Raw genomic sequence first — 16,294 nt, forward strand, 5'->3', positions numbered from 1 at the left:
GGGTTCAGTGGAAGTAACCCTGGCCGCGGATGTTGCCGTGGCGCAGGGGTTCGTGGTCGGGCGTCTCGTCAACGACGGCGCGGTCGAGGCCATTCTTGAGAATCGACCGGATCGAGGCGACGGAGCGTGCCTTGATGAGGAGGCCGCGCCGGCAGGCGGCCTCGACGCGGGTGTCGCCATAGCTCCTGGCCAGCGACAGGATGCCGAGGCAGGTGCGGAAGCCCTGCTCGGGATGTGGACGGTCGGCGATCACCGCCTCGAAGAAAGCCGCGACGGAGGGCCCAATCCGTTCACCGGCGGCGATCAGGCCTCGTGGGGTCCACTGGCCGTGGCGGCGATGGGCGCTCGGCATATGCTCGGCAACGGTGGTGTGGCCGCGCCGGTTCGGCGCCCGGGCATGGCTGGCGACCCGCTGGCCCTTGTGGAAGATCTCGACCGTCGCACCGGCAAGGCGCACGTCGACGAGTTCCCGGATCAGGCGGTAGGGCACGGAGTACCAGTGGCCGTCGACCTCGACATGGTAGTCCGGCGCGACGCGGCAGCGCTTCCAGCGGGCGAAGACGTAGGGCTCGTCTGGCAGCGCTCCCAGCCGGGGCCGGTCGATCTCGGCAAAGAGTTCGGCCCGGCTGGAGCCGAAGCCGCGCATCTGGCGGGCGTTGAGTTCGACGACCAGGCTGCGAATGGCGCGATTGAGCTCGGCGAGCGCGAAGAAGCGATGGTTGCGCAGCCGGGCCAGGATCCAGCGCTGGGCGATTTGGACCGCGACCTCAACTTTGGCCTTATCCTTCGGGCGTCTCGGCCGCGCCGCGAGAATGGCGGTGCCGTAATGGCCGGCCATCTCGGCATAGGTGCGGTTGAGGCCGGGATCGTAGCGGTCGGGATTGGTCACCGCCGCCTTGAGGTTGTCGCAGATCACGAACTTCGGAACCCCGCCCAGGAAGGCAAACAGGTTGGCGTGCACGGCAATCCAGTCCGGCAGGCTCTCGCTCGCGCAGGCCTCGGCATAGGTGTAGTTGGAGGCGCCCATGGCGGCGACGAACAGCTTCATGGGATGGGCTTGGCCGGTCAGCGGATCGAAGACGTCGATGGTGTCGCCGGCAAAATCGACAAACACCTTCTCGCCGCCCCTGTGGGTCTGGCGCATTGTTGGGCGAACGCGCCCCTTCCAGGCCTCGTAGGTGGTGCAGAACCAGGTGTAGCCGAAGCCATCGGGATGGGCGGCGCGATATTCCTCCCAGAGCAGCACGCGCGTCACGCCACGCCGGCGCAGCTCCTTCTCGACATAAACCCAGTCGGGGACCGGGCGCCGATCGGTCTGAGCCGAGGATGGTGCCGGAAACAGCAGGAGTTCGAGCGCGTCGTCATCGAGCCCGTCCGGCAGCGGCCAGCTCAGCCCTGCCAGACGGGCGCGGCGCAGGTAGCCATGAACGACGCCATTGCTGATCCCCAGCGTGCGCGCGATGACGCGCTCGGTCAGGCCTTGGACATGTCTTAAACGAAGTACTTCTCGGATCCGGCGCATCGACAATCTCTGGGTTGGCATCGGGCCTCCTCGTGGGTTGAACGAGGCACCCGTAGCCGGTTGAGTTGTCGGCCGAAGCTCCCGGCACCTCCGAAAAGGTGCTCACGATCCTCTGAAATCGTTGCTCACGGTGCCGCGAAATCGCTGCTCACGATCACGCGAAACACGCAGATTGTCGCCCGCCGACACGCCTCCCGTTGCAGCGGGCGGGACGACCGACTACCACTCAACCGCCCCGCCCTTCTGAATTGGACCTTATGTCATGCCGCGTGAGGGCAATATCCCCTTGCGGACCAAGGGGATTGTAGGCACAGAAGAGGGAATGAGGGAGTGCTGCCGGCTCGATGAAGAATGTGCGTGAGTTCATTTGGCCCGTGATCGGGCTCCTGGCAGTCGTCATATCGGGCTGGCTTCTTTATCGTGAATTGCGCGGCATGTCCCTCGACGATGTCTGGGACAGTCTGACCGCCGTGCCGGCCCACCGCTACGCGCTTGCCGCCCTCTCCACCCTGGTCGCCTATGCCGCCCTGGCCTGGTATGACCGCATCGCCCTGCTGCATCTGGGCGTGCACCATATCTCGTGGCTGTTCGTCTCCATCACCTCGTTCACCACCTATGCCCTGTCGCACAATATCGGCGCCTCGGTCTTTTCCGGCGCGGTGGTGCGATATCGGGCCTACACGTCGAAGGGCTTGGGCGCTCCCCAGATCGCGGTGCTGGTGGCCCTGTGCTCCTTCACCTTCGGACTCGGCACCATTCTGCTGGGCGGCATCGCTCTCGTCGCCGATCCGACCCTGCTGCACCGGCTCGAGGAGCTTCTGCCCTCGATGCTGACCAATCCGGCCACGGCCCGCATCGTCGGCCTGCTGCTGCTCGGTTTCGTCGCGCTCTATGTGGTCGGCTCCATCCTGCATCTGCCGCCGCTCGTCATCCGCAAGGCCAAGCTGGAATATCCCCGTCCCGCCGTGATGGTGCGCCAGCTGATCGCTGCGCCGCTCGAACTTCTCGGCGCCGCGGGCATCATCTATTTCGTGCTGCCGGCCCATCTCGAGCCGAGCTTCATCGTCGTGCTCGCCGTCTTCCTGGCCTCCTTCTCCGCCGCTCTGGTCAGCCACGCTCCCGGCGGCCTCGGGGTGTTCGAGCTCGTGTTCCTGACGGCGATGCCCGACATCCCGAAGGCCGACGTGTTGGCGGCGCTCATCATCTTCCGCCTGTTCTATCTCCTGATCCCCTTCGGGCTCTCACTTGTGGTCGTGCTGATGTTCGAGCGCGCGCGCCTCGCCCAAGCCTGGCGCGGTCGGGTCGCCGCGCCCGAGGGAACCGTGCCGCCGCCGCCCCTGTCCTCGTCCGATCAATGAGCCATTTCTGGCGAAGGCTGCGCTTCGGCGCTGCGACGCTGCTCGGCGTCAGACGGCTCGGCTTCTTCATTCCCTATCGCTATGCGCAGAGCGTCGAGCCGCTCGATTACCCAGCGCTTCGGCCGCTGTTCGAGGCGGCTCAGCCGCGCTTCTCATCGGTGCTTGCGGCCATCGAGAGCCATGCCGGCGATCTCCGCCAGATCCTGCAGGGAAGGGGGCCTGCTCGCTTCGATCAGAGCTGGTTCCCCCGGCTCGATGCGGCGGCGGCTTATGCCATCGTCCGCCGGGAGAAGCCGGCGCGCATCGTCGAGATCGGCTCCGGCCACTCGACCCGCTTCATGGCTCAGGCGGTCCGGGACGGGGCACTTTCCACCCGCATCACCTGCATCGATCCCGCGCCGCGGGCGAGCTTGAGAAAGCTCGAGGTGGAGCATCGGCAGGTGCTGCTTCGGGATGCCGATCCAGGTGTGTTCGAGGCTCTTGCGGCGGGAGACATCCTGTTCATCGATTCAAGCCATATCGCCATGCCCGGCACCGACGTGGATCGCCTGTTTCTCGACGTGCTGCCTCGTCTCGCAGGCGGAACGCTCGTCCACATCCACGACATCGCGCTGCCCTATGGCTATCCGAAGATCTGGGATTGGCGCGGCTACAACGAGCAGCTGCTCGCCGGCGCGTTCCTGCAGGGCGGCGGCTACGAATTGGCATTCGCCAGCCATTATCTGGCGCGGGATCGTTCCGACGTTTTTGGCCCGGGCATCCTGTCGGAGCTGCCGCTGGTCCCGGGCGCGCACGAGACCAGCCTCTGGTTGCGCAAGCTGTAACTCCGTTCAGGCCGCAGCAGGCTTCTGCCCGGGCTCCGGCACGGCAATGCCGGCTTCCATGTATTCGTTCAGCTTGTTGCGCAGGGTGCGGATCGAGATGCCCAGGATCCTCGCCGCATGGGTCCGGTTGCCGAAGCAGAAGGCGAGGGTGTCGAGGATGAGGTGACGCTCCACATCGGCGATGGTCCGGCCGATGAGGACGCGTCTCAGGGCATCTGCAGCTTCGGCATGCACCTGGGTTGATCCTTGCTTTTCCAACGAATCCTGGATGCCAAGCACGATGTGAGCCTGCCTTAAGGGAAATGATTCAGGAGTTTATGCTCATCTTATGGTTAGAAAGGTCTTAACGGCCACGCTTTTGCCCTCGGTTTTGACGCCTCTAACGAAAAAGGCGCTGCTCGTTGTCGAGCAGCGCCTTTTCATCGGAGATGTCGGAAAGCTATTGCCGATATTGCTGGATGCGGGTGGTGCGCAGGCCGGCCAGGCCATGCTGATCGATCGACATCTGCCAGCTCAGGAACTCTTCGGTGGTCAGCGTGTAGCGCTGACAGGCTTCCTCGAGGCTTAAGAGACCACCGCGGACGGCGGCGACGACTTCGGCCTTGCGGCGGATGACCCAGCGGCGGGTGCCGGAGGGAGGAAGGTCGGCAATCGTCAGGGGACTGCCGTCAGGCCCAATGACATACTTGACCCTTGGGCGGTGGGGTTCGGTCATGATACGCTCACACAAAAATTCAACGACCTTTGACAGGCTCGAACCTACGCGACGGGACTTAATGTTTTCCTAAGCCCGATCAGGCGGTTACGAGAATGCCTAAGCTTAGCCATAAACGTTAACGTTGGCTTATTCCCGCGCACTTTCCCTTTAAGAATTGTGGCGCAAGAGCATCGGACCCAAAAGTGGCCTTGCATTTTTGGGATCCAATCCGATGCTCCACTCCTGGCTGGCGCATCGTTGAGCGTCGAAAACCGGGTCCACTTTTCCGCACGATGCGCTATAGAAGGGCTTTCACACCCTCCTGTGCGCCGCCTTGAACGGCGCCTCTGGACGGAAACATGCTCAACACACTCGACCTTCCCACCGATCCCTCGAAGACCCGTGTCGTCGTCGCCATGTCGGGCGGCGTGGATTCGTCCGTCGTCGCAGCCCTGCTCAAGCGCGAGGGCTATGATGTCATCGGCATCACGCTCCAGCTCTACGACCACGGTGCCGCCGCCCATCGCAAAGGCGCCTGCTGCGCCGGCCAGGACATCTACGATGCCCGCCGGGTGGCGGAGGCCATCGGCATTCCGCATTACGTGCTCGATTACGAGGCGCGCTTCCGGGAGGCGGTGATCGACCGCTTCACCCAGAGCTATCTCGAGGGCGAGACGCCGATCCCCTGCGTCGAATGCAACCGCTCCATCAAGTTCCGCGACCTCCTGGAGACCGCCAGGGAACTCGGCGCGGATGTGCTCGCCACCGGCCATTACGTGGCAAGCCGCCGCTTGCCGGATGGGCGCCGGGCGCTGCACCGGGCGGCCGATCCGGACCGGGATCAGAGCTACTTCCTCTATGCGACGACGCCGGAGCAGCTCGACCTGCTGCGCTTTCCCCTGGGCGAATTGCCCAAGGATAAGACCCGCGATCTCGCGCGCGAATTCGGGCTCACCGTCGCGGAGAAGGCGGACAGCCAGGACATCTGCTTCGTCACGCAAGGGCGCTACAGCGACGTGATCGAGCGTCTCAAGCCGGGCGCCGTGCAGGGCGGCGAGATCGTCCATCTCGACGGCCGTGTGCTCGGCCGCCACGAGGGCATCATCCACTACACGGTCGGGCAGCGGAAGGGGCTCGGCCTGTCCGTGGGCGAGCCGCTCTATGTCGTTCGCCTCGATGCCAAGGAGGCCCGCGTGGTCGTCGGCCCCCGGGAGGCCCTGGCCACCCGCCTGATCCGCGTCACCGATGTGAACTGGCTCGGCGACGTGCCTCTCGAGGCCCTGGGCGAGAACGGCATGGAGGTGGCCGTGCGCGTCCGCTCCACGCGCGAGCCGCGTCCGGCCATCTTACGATCCACAGGAACCGGCACTATTGTCGAGCTGTTATCGGCGGAGGATGGGGTGTCTCCCGGTCAAGCTTGTGTCATCTATGAGAGCGATGCTTCCCGGGCACGCGTGCTTGGCGGGGGCACCATTGCTCGCACTCTCGCCGAAGCCGCCCCCGCCGCGGCGTGAGGCATCGACCGAAGGGATCTTTATGACGGATGGAGCGACCACCGTCCTGATGCGCAAGGCTTATGCGCGTTGGGCGCCGATCTATGACCTCGTCTACGACAAGCTGACGGAACCGGCCGCCCGCGCCGCGGTGAATGCCGCCGTGGCCTGCGGACCCAAGGTGCTGGAGGCCGGTGTCGGGACGGGGCTGTCCCTCGGCTACTATCCCAGGCACGCCGAGGTCTATGGGGTCGATCTGTCGGAGGACATGCTCCGCCGGGCCCAGGACAAGGTCGAGAAGAAAGGGCTCTCCCATGTGAAGAGCCTGCAGGTGATGGACGTCACCCACCTCGGCTTTCCGGACGAGACCTTCGACGCCGTTACCGCGCAGTTCATCATCACCCTCGTTCCGGAGCCCGAAACGGCCCTCGACGAGTTCATGCGGGTGCTGAAGCCGGGCGGGGAGATCGTGCTCGCCAATCATTGGGGGCAGCCCTCCGGCCCCGTCGCCGCCCTGGAGGAGCTGGCTTCGCCCGTCGCCAAGGCGATCGGCTGGAGCTCGGCCTTCAAGGCCGCCCGCGTCGAGACCTGGGCGCGCGGAACGGGGCGCATGGAGGTGGTCGAACTCCGATCCCTGTTCCCGGCCGGCTTCTTCAAGCTGATGAGAATCAGGAAGAAAACCTGAGATCACGAGCCGTCCCGGCCCTGGACCGAAAAGATGACTTTCGGGCCTCGATCCCTATCTAAATAGGGGTCGCCACCATGCTTAACGGAAAGCCAATCCCATGCGCCTCTTCATGTTCACATCTCAGGCCAAGGACGATCTGCACGCCTTCGCCGGCGACGAGTCCGGCAGCAAGCTCCCGGCCAAATATGGTCCCTGGGGGCTGACCGGAACGCTCAATTCTCGCGAGACGCCGCCGCATAAATTCTCGCGCAAGACCATCGAGCAGTCGATCTCGACGGAGGGCTTCCAGCTCTGGCGCATGAAACCCAAGGGCTGAAAATCCAGCTGCCATATTTCCGCGCGCCGATGGCCGGTCTTTTCTTGACACTGGGGGGCAACCTTCCCTATATCGCGCTTGCCTGACGCGGGGCTCAGCCCCGCTTCCCGGGGCGGAGTAGCTCAGTTGGTCAGAGCAGAGGAATCATAATCCTTGTGTCGGGGGTTCAAATCCCTCCTCCGCTACCATCAAAAAAGCCCGCAAAAGCAGTAGCTTAGCGGGCTTTTTGCTGTCTGGGAAAGGTCATTGCTTTAAAGATCGTCGACATCTCGGAATAGTCTGGTCCGCTACCGCGCCGCATTCCTTGCTCGGCATTGCTCCGTCTCGCTAAAATCTTGCCCTTGTAGGCGATGACGTGATGCATCTTGACCCAGCAACGCTAGGAACGGTGTCGATCTTGCTGTCCGCTCTGATGGGTGGACTGCTCCTCTTCTCTTGGTTTCAGAACCGCACGATTACAGCTCTCGGATGGTGGGGCGCAGGCTTCCTCATTGCCGCATTGGGGGTCGGCATTCTGGGCTTTCAGAAACTCCTGCCGGATGAATCCCACGAGGCTATCGCCGTCGGAAATGCTCTCGTCGCGGCTGGCATCGGAAGCAAATATTGCGGCTGCCGTGCATTCAACGGGCGACCGTCGAGGATCACATGGGGGATGGCCGGTGCACTGGTTTGGCTGGCGGCATGGCCTTTGACTGTCGACAAGCCCCATGTCCGCCTGGCGTTGATTGGGTTGACCGCGTCCATCTATCTCGCTCTGTCAGCCTGGGAACTGGCGAGGCATGCCCCCCAACAGCTTTTGTCGCAACGGGCCGTCGTCGCTGTATATGCCATAGCCTCACTCTTCTGTTTGGCGCGTGGAATATTAGGTCCGTCCATGCAGACTGGCTTTTGGGCAGAGCTTTTCAGCAGGGGATGGACCACGCAATGGGCGCTGCTGGTGCTTCTCTACATCCCGGCCATTGCGATTCTTCTGCTGTCCATGGCGAAGGAACGGCTCGAATACGAGTCGCGGCAATCCGCACTCACAGATCCTCTGACATTGCTGCCTAACCGAAGATCCTTTTTCCAGAAAGCGGAGGCCTTGGTTTCCCGTTACACCTCAAGACCACTGAGCTGTCTCCTGTTCGATCTCGATCGCTTCAAGCAGATCAATGACGTTTATGGACATCAGGTCGGCGATCAAGTGCTGCAAGGTTTCGCGCATATTCTGGTTACACACCTTCCAGGCGGCGTATTTGGGCGCTTAGGTGGCGAGGAGTTTGCCGCTCTGATTGAAGGAACCCAGGAAGAAGCTTTGGCATTGGCCGAGCAGATCAAGAACGACCTGGAACACAGCGCGATCACGCTTGGAGATGCGCATGCCCAGGCCACCGTGAGTGTCGGCTGCGCCACGGCAGTTGGCGTACCGATTGCAGAGTTGCTGACACGAGCCGATCAAGCGCTCTATGAGGCAAAGGCCCGCGGCCGCAACCGTGTCGTGTGCGCAGGTCCGAAGCCTTAGGTCTAAATCCTGGCGGATGCGCCACGATTCGCGCTGCTTGGGCGCTGAGATCTGCGGCGATGCCTCAGGCCGCGGCATGCGGGAGAGGCGGCTGCATCGGCGCGCTTTCGCTGCCCGGGCCGCAGACCGAGTTTCGGCCCGAGGCCTTGGCGCGGTAGAGCGCGCGATCCGCAGCTTCGAGGAGAACGGACCGTTCGCTTCCGCGCGTCGGCCGTGCGGCGGCGACGCCGATGCTGACCGTGACCGTGAGATAGGGGCTGCCCTCATGGACGATGTCCATCGACGCGATCGTCCGACGGATGTTCTCGGCAATCGTCAGAGCACCCGGCAGGTCCGTTTCCGGCAGGACGATGGCGAACTCTTCACCGCCATGGCGCGCGGCAACGTCGCGCGGGCGGCGGATGCTGGCTTCGAGCGAGCCGGCGATGGCCCCCAGAACCTCGTCACCTCTCCCGTGACCGTAGCGGTCGTTGAAGTTCTTGAAGAAGTCGGCATCGATATAGAGCAGCGACAGAGGCGCGCCGGAGCGAATCGCTTGACGCCATTCGCGCTCGAACGTTTCCCGGAATGCGCGGCGGTTCGGCAGGCCCGTCAGGTCGTCGGTTCTCGCGATCCGCCGGAGCTTGGTCTCCGCCCTTGTCCGGCGTCGCAATTCACGCTGGAACAGGATCGTCAGCCCGACGACTGCACAGCACAGGATCAGAGTGGCGAGGCTTAGGACCAGCGCTTTGCGCTGCCATGCCGCGAAGATTTCGTCGACGGACAACGCGACAGTCAGAATGAGGGGATACTTGTCCAGGCGTTCGAAGGAGATGATGCGCCGGACGCCGTCGATGGGCGAAATGGAGTCGAACGTGCCCGATTTGACCCGCATCAGGCGCTGCACGTGCTGAGAACTGCCGAGGTCCTGGTTGACCTGGCTTTCGAGGAAGGGATAGCGCGTCAGCAGAACGCCATCGCTGCGGAAGAGATTGATCGCTCCCTGCTTCCCAAGGCTCAGGTTGTTGAAATGCTGATTGATGGTGTTCAGGGGAATGGAGCCCATGACGACACCTGCGAAGGCGCCATTCTCGTCGGAAACCCTCCGGCTGATTCCGACGGCCAATTCGCCGCGAGCCGTTCTGCTGGTGAAAGGGCGGCTCACATGAAGCCCGAGATGAGAATTCTCCCGATGCACGATGAAATATTCGCGGTCCGCCACGTTGAGGGACCGCGGCGCGATGATCGGTCCGGCATCTGCAATAAGGTTGCCTTCCCGGTCGACGAGGAGCAACGTTCCCATGAAGGAAGCCGAGGCCGCACGGTCGAACAGCATGCGGTATTGAAGATCGGGTGGGAGGCGCTGAAAATCAGGATGCCGCAATCCCGCCATCGCCCCCTTCAGCGACGTGTCGAGCAGCTCGATCTTGCCGTCGAGATCGCGCGCGATGGTGGTCAGCACGTTGCGGGAGGATTTTTCCGCCTCCTGCCAAAGGTTCTGGCGGTCCATCCAGAGCGTATGGGCTGAAATCCCCAAGATGCCCAAGGCAATCACGCCGGCGATCAGGTGCAGATAGACGTCTGACAGCAGGCGTTTCATTCGGCGGGAACGACTCTAAAATGAATATATGTCTATAATCGAACGACAGGGATATAGACAATAGAGGGTTGGATTAGACTCTCGCATAACCGAGTCGGCGTGCAGGCGAGGCGTAACATTTCAATAATGTACAGTAAATATCTGAAATGAAGTTACTGTCTCGGGCTGACTTTCTATTGCCTTATGATAGCGCTGCCAACTTGTTCTGAGTGTGGTTCCGACTACACCCAACATCCCGCTTGGAGAAGGCTCGTCCAAAACAAGCTTAAGCTTTCTCAGCTTTGCCGTTTCCCGTTCACAATCGACTGATCGCATGGCCTCCGCCGTTGAAGGCGACACGGGGAGAGCCACATCAACTCCATCGGCCCCGTGGAACCGAACACGGCGGGAGAAGCGTTCCCCTGGAATGCGATGGAGGCAGGTCATGACAGGATTCGCCGCACGCTGGCTCGTGACCGTCTCGCTTGCCGGCTTTCTCGTAACCCCCGTCGTCGCTCATGCGCAGTCGGGACGCCCCTGGGTAGACCCACCGGCCGAATCCGACGCGACGCCTCTGCGGCCGACACCAACCGCGACACCGGCTCCTGTCGCCTTGCCTGCCAAACCAGCTGAAACTGTCACCTCTCCAGCTCAGCAGGCCTCCAAGCCTGCGCTCCAATCCGACACGGTCAATGCGGATGCCGAATTGCAGCATCCGTCGGACGCTTCGCAGCAGAACGCGGCGACGGGCGATCAAGTCAAGCCGAAGCCATCGATTGAGCGCAAGACGCGCGCGTCGCAACAGGCCAGTTCCTCGGCTCGAAGCCAGAAGCGCAACGCACAGGTCGAACGGCGACGCGAGGCGAGAACCCGGATGTCGCAGGCCGAGGCGCGCAATGCGTTCGAACGTCGTGCCCGCTTCACGCGCTATGGCTCGGTTCAGGACGGCCTCGATGCCGGGCTGCAGGTGATGCGGCTGAGAACGATTCAACTGCCGGACGGGCGTCGCATCACCGTTCTGACGCGACCCGATCAGGACATCGCGTCCGGCATACCCGACGGTTACTGACCCGAACGCGCTGCGACCTCCGTCGCCCGCTGCCGGAGGTCGAGCCACAGATCCCGTTCGCGGCGCGCATCGGCAAGGGCACGATGTTCCGGTGCCCCCAGTTCGGCATCGATTCTCTGCACCTGCGCAAGGATTTCACGCATCGCGCTGTCATGCAGAGGCTCCGGGACCTTCGCGGCAAGCAGAATCTCCTGCACGGCCCGCTGGTGAGCGAGTTCCGTATCCTCGATGCGAAGCGCATGTCGTGGCAATCCGGCCGCGCGGAGAAGCTTGCTGAGCCATTTTCCGTCCCAGGACGGAGCGGTTGCATAGAGTGTGTGGCCCGAGAGAGCGTCCATCATCCGTTGCGCCACATCGTCAACCATCCTTCCCTCAACGACGAGACGATTTCGCGAGATGCCGTGAATCCGTTCTGCTTCGTCGTCCCAATCGTTCCAGCTTGGATCGGGGCGGATAAGATGGCTTTCTTCCTGGCCATCGATGAGGACCCAGGCGACCTCGATCGGATATCCTTGCTTGCCGAGAGAAGACGCTTCGAAGTCGAGGAATGCGATGTTCGGAAGGTCGGGCATGTGAACCGGTGCGGGGGCGAAAGCTGTCGCGCCGTTCGAGATCGAACGGACCTTACCTGACATTGCAAGAGAAGCGCCCGCGGCAAGCCTCAAGCCACGCGAAATTCATCATGGACGTGCGTTATTCTTCTATCGGGGCAGCTTCGAAGGCCTATGCAGACCCGCGAAGAGAGACGTTATCGACTTCCGGCAGCATAGGCTGTAGCAGAGGCGACCGATCCGGTCATAACAGGATCGCTGGCACCGGTTCGCAAAGCTCGCAAAAGGCCTTTTCGCTTCGCCTCGTAATAATAGCCGCCTGCATAGAGAGCGACCGCGCGATCCTGGTTGCCGCCGGCAACCTTATAGGCATTTGCCAGGTAGGGAACGGCGTAAGTCAGGTTGGTGTTAGCGTCGAGCAATCCTGTGACGGCGCCTTGATATCCCATTCCACGGGCCGTCGCATAGCGGATCTGCATCAGACCGAAATTGCCTCGATTGGATGCGCGCGGATTGTAACCGCTCTCGCGCCTGATGACGCGATGAATCAATGTTTCGGGAACGCCATGGGCTCTGGCGTGCGCTGTGACGAGGGCATCGATTGCCGCCCGATCATCTGCTGCTGCCGGCAATGTGCAGGCGATCGTTGCACAGGCAAGAACAACACGAGCAATCATGAGCATCCCCTCTGTTTGAAGAGATTTCTCGACGTCAATCGTGGCAATTGGGCGTCAGCTTGGCCATAGTGGCTGAGCAGACTTCCGGTCGCAGGCTAGGGCGCTCTTCAAGTTTCTGCGTTTTTCTATCGAATTCCCAAATGGAGGTGCTTCAATTGCGACAGCGTAATAAACTATCGAAGCACCCGAAATTGCTCGCGAAATATTATAGCTTTCAGCCTGCTTTTCAGCGAAGATATGCTTTTCCTCTCAGGAACATAGAAATTTCTACCTCCTAAGCATGACCTGCTACCTCTTTATGCGGGATAGTTAACCAACGGTAAATTCGTACAATCCGAGGTAATCTTTGCGGAAAAGGCTCTCTCGCATGTCCCATCTTCTGCCGGTCACCACTATCCTAGGCTGCAAGAACTCCATGCTTCGTGAGGGCTTGAGGCATATCCTCTCGAGCACTCGCTTCAAGCTGCATCCGGAGAGCTTCGGGCGCGGGGAGGTCAGGCTCGATGATTCGGCCTCTGACCATCCGCTCCTCTTCGTTCTCGATGCCAATCTTTACCTTTCCGGCTTGGCCGACGTCATCGGCCCGCTGAAGCTGCAGCATCCGCAGGCGCGCGTCGTCATTCTCGCCGATGTCTTCAACCTGGACGGGATGAAATCGGCTTTTCAGGCAGGGGCGGATGGGTACTGCCTCGCGACGACCGGGTGCGAAGCCCTGATCAAGTACCTCGATCTGGTCATGCTGGGAGAGGTGGTCTTCCCGTCGGCAGCCTTCCTGACGGCCATATCCACCCTCGGAATGGAGGACGATGCTCAAAAGGATGCGTCCGCCATCCGGGCTCCCGCTGTCCGTGCCTCTCATGCGGTCGACGGCCAGGACTCGCCGATTCGGACGCTGTCGAGCCGTGAGGCCGAGATCTTGCATTGCCTGATGCAGGGGTCGCCGAACAAGGTGATCGCGCGCAAGCTCGATGTGGCCGAAGCGACGGTCAAAGTTCACATCAAGGCGATTCTGCGCAAGATCCGCGTCGCCAATCGCACGCAGGCTGCCATGTGGGCGGTGAACCATCTGTCTCCCGATCAGATGGACGGCTCGCGGGCGCCTTAAGCAACCGGCGATCGGCGCTACCAATACTGACGGACCCTCGCATCGTTGCGGGGGTTTCGACAATTCGCCGGCATGCTCAGTGAAAGCGGCTTACTAGCGGCGTGAAAGTCGCGCGCACCGATAGACATAACGGCGGCATCTCGTCCCAATATTAGTTAAACGATATTTCGTATCGTATTCGCGGGCCTAAATTACACTTTGTTAAAATGATTTGAATGGGTAATGATTGTCTGTAATGAGATTATAAGCTAAACATCTTTAGGGAAATTTCATTATTTTTCTGACCGAATCAAGACCAGAAAGGCCTCTGCGATGCGGAACACCTACGATCTTGATAGCCTTCCTCATCCGGGCGCCTCTTCGGCGAAGGATGTTGCATATTCAAGATATATGGAACTGGCCCGTTCGGTAGAGCCCTCGTCGACGGAGCACGCAGCCGCCCGGTCGATCAAGACGCTTCTCGTCGAGCCGAATGCCCTGCTGAGAGAGGGACTCCGCCGAATCCTGTCCGAGACGGTCTATGCACCCTCCACGGCTGCGGCAAATTTCGACGAGTTGGGCTCTACGGCGAGCCTGGATAGCAACTCCATCATCCTGATCATCGATGCCAGCCGCAATCACGACGATACCTGTGCCCAGACGCGCAAGCTGAAGGACGAGCATCCGACAGCGAAAGTGGTCATGCTGGTCGAACAATACGATCTCAAGCAGGTGATCGCAGCCTTCCAGGGCGGCGCGGATGCGTATCTCAAGAAGTCCATCTCTCACGAAGTCCTCGTGAAGTCGCTGGATCTCGTGATGCTGGGCGAGGCGATTTTCCCGGGCGCCATTCTCGATATGCTGCGCGAGCAGGACATTCGCGCCGACCGGGCGAAGGAAGCCCCGGCTGCCGACGAGCCTCAGGAGCTGACCCAGCTTGCAAAGGGATTGTCCGTTCGTGAGACGGTGATCCTGCGCTGCCTCATGGACGGTGATTCGAACAAGATCATCGCGCGCAAGTTCGACATCACGGAAGCGACCGTGAAGGTCCATGTCAAAGCGATCCTGCGCAAGATTCAGGCGAAGAACCGGACGCAGGCGGCGATCTGGGCCGCAAGCCATCTGTCGGCTGTCCGCACGGCTTCTGTCAGCTGATCCCTATAACAACCTGATGGATATCGCGATGGGCGCCCTTGGCGCCCATCGGCGTATTCGGGCCGACCAAAGCCTTCAGTCTCAAGCTGAACGCAGGACCGCCGAAGAGTCGAGTGACTGATCTTCCAGGATCATCTTGGCGCCCTTGTCGGCGATCATCAGCGTCGGCGAGTTCGTATTGCCGCTCGTGATGGTCGGCATGATCGAGGCGTCGATGACGCGCAGGCCCTCGATGCCGCGCACGCGCAAACGTCCGTCGGTCACGGCCGCCGGATCGTTGTCGGCACCCATCTTGGCCGTGCCGACCGGATGGAAGATGGTGGTCCCGACATCGCGCGCACCGTTGAGGAGTTCCTCGTCCGTCGTCAATTGAGCGCCCGGCCGGTATTCCTCGGGCCGGTACTTCCGAAGCGCAGGCATCGACACGATGTGCCGGACCAGGCGCAATGCATCCACGGCAACTCTCTGGTCCTCCTCCGTCGACAGGTAGTTCGGGCGGATCGACGGCGAATCGCCCGCTTCGCCGCTGCGGAGCCTAACGCTGCCGCGGCTGGTTGGCCTTACATTGCACACGCTCGCCGTGAAGGCGGGGAAGGGGTGCGGGTCCTCGCCGAACTTGTCGAGGGACAGAGGCTGGACGTGGAACTGCAGGTTGGGCGTCGCATAGTCGGGTGAGGATCGGGTGAAGGCTCCGAGCTGCGAGGGCGCCATGGTAAGTGGCCCCTTGCGGAAGAAGGCATACTCGAACGCCATCTGCCCTTTCCTCAGGAGCGAGCGGTATTCCTCGTTGAGCGTTCGTACGCCGCTGACCTTGTAGATCGGGCGAAGCTGCAGATGGTCCTGCAGGTTTTCCCCGACACCCGGCAGGTGGTGGACGACCGGGATACCGTGCTCCTGCAGCAATGCGCCGTTGCCGATTCCGGACAATTGCAGAAGCTGGGGCGAGGCGATGGCGCCCGCGGAGAGAACAACCTCCCTGCGCGCGAGAATGCGCCGTACATTGCCATTCTGCCGGATCTCGACCCCGATGGCGCGACGACCCTCGAAAAGGATGCGCGTGGCGTGGGCCTGAGTCTCGACCTTCAGGTTGGGGCGCGAGAGAGCGGGCCTGAGGAAGCCGCGTGCTGCGGACCAGCGCCGGCCGTTCTTCTGGTTCACCTGAAAATACGAAATGCCCTCGTTGCTGCCGGTGTTGAAATCGCTCACGCGCGGAATGCCGGCTTCGACCGCGGCGTCGATGAACGAGTCCAGGATCTGCCATCGAACCCGCGGCGCCTCGACGCGCCATTCGCCGCCCGCGCCATGATGCTCGCCCGCACCGAGATAATGGTCGAGATGCTGCCGGAAGATCGGCTTCACGTCATCCCAGCTCCAGCCTTCGAGGCCCATTTGGCGCCAGTTGTCGTAATCCTCCCGCTGGCCGCGCATGTAGATCATGGCGTTGATGGCGGAACAGCCGCCCAGCACCTTGCCGCGGGGGTAGTTGAGGATGCGTCCGTTCAGGCCGGCTTCCGCCTCGGTCTTGAACATCCAATCCGCGCGCGGATTGCCGATGGCGAAAAGGTATCCGACCGGAATGTGAAACCAGATCCAATTGTCCTTGCCGCCCGCTTCGAGAAGGCAGACCGAATTGCGTGGATCCTTGGACAGGCGGTTGGCGAGAACGCAGCCCGCCGAACCCGCTCCGATGATCACGTAGTCGAATGTATCGCTGTTTGACATGGCCAATGCCCAATCGATGACATCTCAATCGATGCGCCGGCGCCAGCATGGCGGCGCCGGCAAGATCATGGCGCTCACA

15 protein-coding genes, 1 tRNA gene and 1 pseudogene are annotated in these 16,294 nt (G+C 61.9%); 10 read left to right on the forward strand and 7 right to left on the reverse strand.

Annotated elements, in window-relative coordinates; all coding sequences use genetic code 11:
• Nucleotides 1-4 precede the first annotated feature (4 nt).
• The gene (gene istA / locus BB934_RS17995; protein WP_099509451.1) at nucleotides 5-1,543 is read right to left on the reverse strand and encodes an IS21 family transposase; all 1,539 of its coding nucleotides are present in this window, start codon (nucleotides 1,541-1,543) and stop codon (nucleotides 5-7) included.
• A gap of 323 nt (nucleotides 1,544-1,866) precedes the next feature.
• Here istA and BB934_RS18000 point away from each other — a divergent pair, with 323 nt between their 5' ends.
• Both BB934_RS18000 and BB934_RS18005 read left to right on the forward strand, forming a co-directional pair.
• Nucleotides 1,867-2,880: a lysylphosphatidylglycerol synthase domain-containing protein gene (locus tag BB934_RS18000; protein WP_099510861.1), complete on the forward strand. Its 1,014-nt coding sequence runs from the start codon at nucleotides 1,867-1,869 to the stop codon at nucleotides 2,878-2,880.
• Complete coding sequence (locus BB934_RS18005; RefSeq protein WP_099510862.1) at nucleotides 2,877-3,704, forward strand: class I SAM-dependent methyltransferase; 828 nt, start codon at nucleotides 2,877-2,879, stop codon at nucleotides 3,702-3,704. The genes BB934_RS18000 and BB934_RS18005 overlap by 4 nt, the downstream gene beginning before the upstream one ends.
• A 6-nt stretch (nucleotides 3,705-3,710) precedes the next feature.
• On the opposite strand, the pseudogene BB934_RS18010 reads toward BB934_RS18005, so the two are convergent.
• Together BB934_RS18010 and sciP are read right to left on the reverse strand one after the other, a co-directional pair.
• Nucleotides 3,711-3,932, reverse strand: a pseudogene (locus BB934_RS18010) (helix-turn-helix domain-containing protein); the annotation flags it as partial.
• Nucleotides 3,933-4,143: 211 nt separating this feature from the next.
• A complete protein-coding gene (gene sciP / locus BB934_RS18015; RefSeq protein ID WP_099510864.1) occupies nucleotides 4,144-4,419 on the reverse strand; it encodes a CtrA inhibitor SciP in 276 nt (91 codons plus the stop codon).
• 341 nt (nucleotides 4,420-4,760) lie between these two features.
• On the opposite strand from sciP, the gene mnmA reads away from it, so the two are divergent.
• The 5 genes from mnmA to BB934_RS18040 all read left to right on the forward strand — a co-directional run bounded on the left by mnmA (nucleotide 4,761) and on the right by BB934_RS18040 (nucleotide 8,399).
• Nucleotides 4,761-5,915 carry a tRNA 2-thiouridine(34) synthase MnmA gene (gene mnmA / locus BB934_RS18020; RefSeq protein ID WP_099510865.1) on the forward strand — a complete coding sequence of 385 codons (1,155 nt, stop codon included), beginning with the start codon at nucleotides 4,761-4,763 and terminating at the stop codon, nucleotides 5,913-5,915.
• Between the two features lie 22 nt (nucleotides 5,916-5,937).
• The gene (locus BB934_RS18025) at nucleotides 5,938-6,579 is read left to right on the forward strand and encodes a class I SAM-dependent methyltransferase (protein ID WP_099512991.1); all 642 of its coding nucleotides are present in this window, start codon (nucleotides 5,938-5,940) and stop codon (nucleotides 6,577-6,579) included.
• Nucleotides 6,580-6,679: 100 nt separating this feature from the next.
• Nucleotides 6,680-6,898, forward strand: coding sequence for a hypothetical protein (locus tag BB934_RS18030; RefSeq protein ID WP_099510866.1), 219 nt, complete (start codon nucleotides 6,680-6,682; stop codon nucleotides 6,896-6,898).
• A 111-nt stretch (nucleotides 6,899-7,009) separates the two neighbouring features.
• Nucleotides 7,010-7,086, forward strand: a tRNA-Met gene (locus BB934_RS18035).
• 170 nt (nucleotides 7,087-7,256) lie between these two features.
• A complete protein-coding gene (locus BB934_RS18040) occupies nucleotides 7,257-8,399 on the forward strand; it encodes a GGDEF domain-containing protein (protein ID WP_099510867.1) in 1,143 nt (380 codons plus the stop codon).
• Nucleotides 8,400-8,463: 64 nt separating this feature from the next.
• Here BB934_RS18040 and BB934_RS18045 read toward each other — a convergent pair whose 3' ends face one another.
• A complete protein-coding gene (locus BB934_RS18045) occupies nucleotides 8,464-9,978 on the reverse strand; it encodes a sensor domain-containing diguanylate cyclase (protein WP_099510868.1) in 1,515 nt (504 codons plus the stop codon).
• 424 nt (nucleotides 9,979-10,402) lie between these two features.
• Between BB934_RS18045 and BB934_RS18050 the strand changes: the two genes are divergently transcribed.
• Nucleotides 10,403-11,026, forward strand: a complete 624-nt coding sequence (locus tag BB934_RS18050) for a flagellar biosynthesis protein FlhF (protein WP_099510869.1) — start codon at nucleotides 10,403-10,405, stop codon at nucleotides 11,024-11,026.
• On the opposite strand, the gene BB934_RS18055 is transcribed toward BB934_RS18050, so the two are convergent.
• Together BB934_RS18055 and BB934_RS18060 are read right to left on the reverse strand one after the other, a co-directional pair.
• A complete protein-coding gene (locus BB934_RS18055; protein ID WP_418294705.1) occupies nucleotides 11,020-11,661 on the reverse strand; it encodes a 3'-5' exonuclease in 642 nt (213 codons plus the stop codon). The two genes, BB934_RS18050 and BB934_RS18055, sit on opposite strands and share 7 nt — an antisense overlap.
• Before the next feature lie 113 nt (nucleotides 11,662-11,774).
• A complete protein-coding gene (locus tag BB934_RS18060; RefSeq protein ID WP_099512995.1) occupies nucleotides 11,775-12,254 on the reverse strand; it encodes a lytic transglycosylase domain-containing protein in 480 nt (159 codons plus the stop codon).
• A gap of 367 nt (nucleotides 12,255-12,621) precedes the next feature.
• On the opposite strand from BB934_RS18060, the gene BB934_RS18065 reads away from it, so the two are divergent.
• Nucleotides 12,622-13,359, forward strand: a complete 738-nt coding sequence (locus BB934_RS18065) for a LuxR C-terminal-related transcriptional regulator (RefSeq protein WP_099510870.1) — start codon at nucleotides 12,622-12,624, stop codon at nucleotides 13,357-13,359.
• Nucleotides 13,360-13,749: 390 nt separating this feature from the next.
• Nucleotides 13,750-14,493: a LuxR C-terminal-related transcriptional regulator gene (locus BB934_RS18070; protein WP_162299174.1), complete on the forward strand. Its 744-nt coding sequence runs from the start codon at nucleotides 13,750-13,752 to the stop codon at nucleotides 14,491-14,493.
• An 81-nt stretch (nucleotides 14,494-14,574) separates the two neighbouring features.
• On the opposite strand, the gene BB934_RS18075 is transcribed toward BB934_RS18070, so the two are convergent.
• Nucleotides 14,575-16,215, reverse strand: coding sequence for a GMC family oxidoreductase (locus BB934_RS18075; RefSeq protein ID WP_099510872.1), 1,641 nt, complete (start codon nucleotides 16,213-16,215; stop codon nucleotides 14,575-14,577).
• Nucleotides 16,216-16,294 lie beyond the last annotated feature (79 nt).

Source organism: Microvirga ossetica, from assembly GCF_002741015.1.
GTDB classification, from domain to species: domain Bacteria; phylum Pseudomonadota; class Alphaproteobacteria; order Rhizobiales; family Beijerinckiaceae; genus Microvirga; species Microvirga ossetica.